Source organism: Kitasatospora sp. NPDC059803, from assembly GCF_042732255.1.
In the GTDB taxonomy this organism is placed as follows: domain Bacteria; phylum Actinomycetota; class Actinomycetes; order Streptomycetales; family Streptomycetaceae; genus Kitasatospora.
The window spans coordinates 1-4,136 of record NZ_JBHWIJ010000465.1 but is presented as its reverse complement, the minus strand read 5'-3'; the positions used below and the strand labels follow the sequence as shown (position 1 = coordinate 4,136).

Annotated in this window: 2 protein-coding genes and 1 pseudogene; all 3 read left to right on the top strand. The window is 77.1% G+C overall.

Annotation, left to right across the window (positions count from 1 at the left end):
• Positions 1–2,562 (top strand): lantibiotic dehydratase (locus ACFV6I_RS38110; protein WP_380430735.1); only part of this gene is annotated, 2,562 nt, incomplete at its 5' end.
• A 94-nt stretch (positions 2,563–2,656) separates the two neighbouring features.
• Positions 2,657–3,820 carry a hypothetical protein gene (locus tag ACFV6I_RS38105; protein ID WP_380430733.1) on the top strand — a complete coding sequence of 388 codons (1,164 nt, stop codon included), beginning with the start codon at positions 2,657–2,659 and terminating at the stop codon, positions 3,818–3,820.
• Positions 3,817–4,136 (top strand): annotated as a pseudogene (locus ACFV6I_RS38100) (hypothetical protein); the annotation flags it as partial. The gene ACFV6I_RS38105 and the pseudogene ACFV6I_RS38100, both read left to right, overlap by 4 nt.

The window sequence follows — 4,136 nt, the reverse complement described above, 5'->3', positions numbered from 1 at the left end:
CTGCTGGCCCGGCTCACCGCCGTCGAAGCCGCGGACGCCGCCCTGCGGCCCGCCCTCTGCGACGACCTCCACGCCGGCCGCGCCGGCCACGGCGAGGCGTTCCACCGGCAGGTCGTGCTCCCCTTGCGTCGCGACCTGCACAACGGGCGCCCGCCGCGCGCCGCCCTGCTCGCCCGGCTCGCCGACCTCCCCGCCCGAACCCCGCGCCTCGCCGAGTGGCTGGAGCTGCGCGCGCGGCGCACCAGCCTGCTCGACGACCTCGCCGCCGCCGTCACGCCCGCACTGGCCGCCGAACGCGCCGCCCTCGCCGAACTCTGCCGCTCACCCGCGTTCACCCGTGCCGTCGCCCTCACCAGCGCCGACCTGCTGCGCGCGGTCGGCAACACGGCGCGCGACGGCGGTGCGGCGGGGGAACGGCGGGGCCGGGCGCGCAAGGAGGAGGCCGCGGTGCTGCGCCACGCCCTGCGGGCCACCAGCAAGACCAGCCCGCTCTCCTGGTTCACCGCCGTCGGCTGGGCGGCGGGCGGCGACACCGCCCCGCGCGCGGTCGTCAAGGAGAACCGGACGCTGGTCGGAGCCCTCGTCCAGGCCCTGCTCGACGAACCCCGTCGCAGTCGCACCCTGCCGCACCGGATGGCCAGCGCCGCCCGGATCGACGGCGACCGCGCCCGCTACGCCCGCACCCGGGTGGTGTTCGCCGGCGGCCGCTACCTGGTCACCCGCGAGGAGGAGGTCGAACTCGCGTCCCGCCCCGAACTGGCGCTCCTCGGCGCGCTCTCCGACACCCCGGACACGCCGGCCCGGCTCACCGAGCGGCTCACCGCCGCCCTCGGCCGCGCCGGCGGCGACCCGGCCGTGCACCGGTTCGTCGGACAACTCCTCGACGCCCGGCTGCTCGTGCCCGCCGACCCCGTCGATCCGCAGGACCAGGACCCGCTGCGACGCCTCGGCGACTGGTTGCGGCAGTGGCCCGAGGACGCCGACCTGAGCCGGTGCCTCCACCAACTCGCCGATCACACAGCCCAGTTCGAGAAGACCCAGGCGGAGCAGCGCCCGGCGCTGCTCGCCGCTCTCGCCGCCGACTGGCGCCGGCTGCTCGCCGACGCCGGTCGGCCCGTCCCGCCCGACGCCGCGCCCCTCATGGTGCTCACCGAGGACGTCCACGCCGCAGCGCCGCCGCGGCCCCGGCTGGGGCCTGCCCGGCCGATCCAGCCCGGCCCGCGGTCGACCGGACACGACCTGGACGGCGCCGACCGGGCCGCGCTCGGCGAACTCACCGCCCTGGCAGAGCTGTTCGACCTCGGCCACCTGATGCGCCGGGCGGCCCGGGACCGCTTCGTCGCCCGCTACGGCGTCGGCGGCGTCTGCGCCACCCCGTGGGAGTTCGGCGCCGATGCCGGCGAAGCCTGGGCGGACGCCGGACGGACCGCCGGACCGCCGGAACTGCGCCTCCTGCGGGAGGAGTTCACCGCCACACCCGTGGTCGACGGCGAGCTGGTGCTGCCCGCCGACCGGATCCGCGCCCTGGCCGCCCGCCTGCCGGACTGGACCGCCGCCCGGCCGCTCAGCTACTCCTGGTTCGTCCAGCACGACCTCGCCGACGGCCTGTTGTGCGTCAACCACGTCTACGGCGGCTGGGGGCGCTTCACCAGCCGCTTCCTCGACGCCGGCACGCCACAGGCCGCCGACGTCGCCCGGCAGATCCGCCGCGGCCTCGGCGACGGCGCCCGCGCCGCCCAGATCCGCCCGGTCGGCGGCTTCAACGCCAACCTCCACCCCCGGCTGCTCGCCGACGAGATCGGCCCCGACCGCCGCTGGACCAACCTCGCCGAACCGGACCTCGACCTCGTCCACGACCCCGCCACCGATCAGCTCCGGTTCCGGCTGCGCACCACCGGTGAAGCCCTCGACGTGCTCTACCTGGGCTTCCTCGCGCCGATCATGCTGCCGCAACGGCTCGCACCCCTCCTCGCCGACCACCCCAACGGCATCGTCGACTTCCGCCCGCTGCTGCCCCGCACCACCCTGCCCGCTCCCGGCGGCACCGTCACCCGCACACCCCGGTTGCGCCACCGCCACGTCGTCCTCGCCCGCCGCCGCTGGCACCTGCCCGCGGCCGTCCTCGACGCCCTGCGCGCCGACCTCGCCGCCGAGACCGGCCCCGGCGACGTGCCCGCGGCCACCGCCGCCCGCTGGCGGGCCCTCCTCGACCTCCCCGAGCAGCTGTTCCTGCACCCCGTGCCGGACGGCCCCGCAGCCGGCCCCGAAACCGGCCCCGCAGAGGGTCACGCCGTCGACGCCTTCATCGCCCGGCTGCGCGCCCCCAAACCGCAGCCGGTCGACCTGGGCAACCCCCTCCACCTGTACCACCTCGCCAAATGGCTCACCCGCCACCCCCGCGGCGTCGTCCTCGAAGAGGCCCTGCCGGCGCTCGGTGGCCGGCCCCGGCCGACCGGGGCCGTGGAACTCGTCGCCGAGACGTACCGCCCTGCCCGGCCCACCGCCGCCCCGGCGGGGCGTGGGGTGACCGCCCGGACAGGGCCCGGCGGCAGCCAGTGGTGAGCGGCCGCCGCACCGGGGCCGCAGTGGAGACGAAGTCCCATCCGTGCAGGCCCATCCGTAGAGGTCCATCCGTGCAGCGTCGAGGAGGCGTTCGATGAGTGATCCGGCCGGTGGCCCGCGGGCCGTGACGGCGTGTGACGTGGTCCTGTACTACTACCAGCCCACCAAAGCCCGGGCGTTGCGCGAGGCCGTGCTGCCGTTGGCCCGGCAGGCGGCGGGGGACGGCCTGGGCGTGCACATCGAGCGGCACTGGCGGTTCGGACCGCACCTGCGCCTGCGGCTGTCCGGCCCGGCCGACCGGGTGGCCGCCGCGGTCGAGCGTTCCGCGGCGGCGCTGCGGGCGTGGACGGCCGCCCATCCGTCCGTCGCGGACCGGACCGACGCCCAGGTGCTGGCGGAGGCGGCCGTCGCCGGGCGGGTCGAGCTGGTCGCGCCGCCCTACGGTCCGCTGGTGCCGGACAACACCGTCCGGGTGGAGCCCGTCGAGGCCGGGGCCGCGACCTCCCTGGACGCGCTGCTCGGGCCCGACGCGGCGGCCCTGCGGGACGAACTGCTGCGACTCGGACTGCCCGCCGTCGGCTCCGCCTGCGACTTCCTCGGGGCGCACGGCGACACGCCGCAGGCCAGGGTCCAACTGGTGGCGGCGGCGCTGGCGGCGCACGCGACCGCCCACCCGGACGGGCTGATCGGCGGTCACTACTCCTTCCTCTCGCACCTGGAGGACTTCCTCGTCCACGAGGATCCGGACGGGCGGCTGCGGGACGCGTTCGAGCGGCACTGGGAGGGGAGCGGCCGGGCCGTCACGGCACTGGTCGGCCGGATCGTCGACGGCGGGGCGAAGGGCTGGGAGCGGGACTGGGCGCGCTGGTCGGCGACGGCCTGGCGCCGGGCGGAGGAACTGCTGGCGGCCGGGGCCGACCTCGGTGGCGACCGGTCGGAGTACCGGGACCGCGCCGCCGCGCTCGGGGACCGGGCCACCGCCGAACGGTGGAACCCCGAACTGCGTACCGTCTACAGCGAGTTCCACCAGCTGCTGCACCGGTCGGACCCGGCGGGCACGATGTGGAGCCGCCCCGACTACCTGATCTACCGGGCCTGCACCAACGGCCTGTACAGGCTGCTCGCGATCTGTGACGTCCGGCCGGTGGAACGCTACCTCGCCGCCCATCTGGTGGTGCGCAGCGTGCCGGAGCTCACCGGGCACCAGTGGCGGGACCGGGTCGACGAGGTGATCGCCGTGGTCGAGGGGGCGGCATGACGGCCCCGGAGCCCCGTCCCCGGCTGCGCCCGGGCGTGGCGGTGACGCCGCTGCGCGACGGGCTGCACCTGCGGGGGCGCGGCACCAGCCTCACCCTGGAGGGCAGTCGGGCGCTGCCGGCCCTGTGGAAGCTGCTGGAGGCCCGGCTGGGCCCCGAGGCGGACGGGCACCCGGAGGCCGTTCCGGCCCGGGTGGAGGCGGCGCTCGCCACGGTGACCGCACGCCTGCGCGAGTACGACCTGCTGGTCGACCAGCCGGGCCGCCCCGGGAACGCCGACCACCCCGACCACCCCGACCGCGCTGACCACCCCGACGG

Coding starts and splice junctions, on each gene's coding strand:
- ACFV6I_RS38105 (WP_380430733.1), top strand. CDS start 2,657: ATGAGTGATCCGGCCGGTGGCCCGCGGGCCGTGACGGCGTGTGACGTG.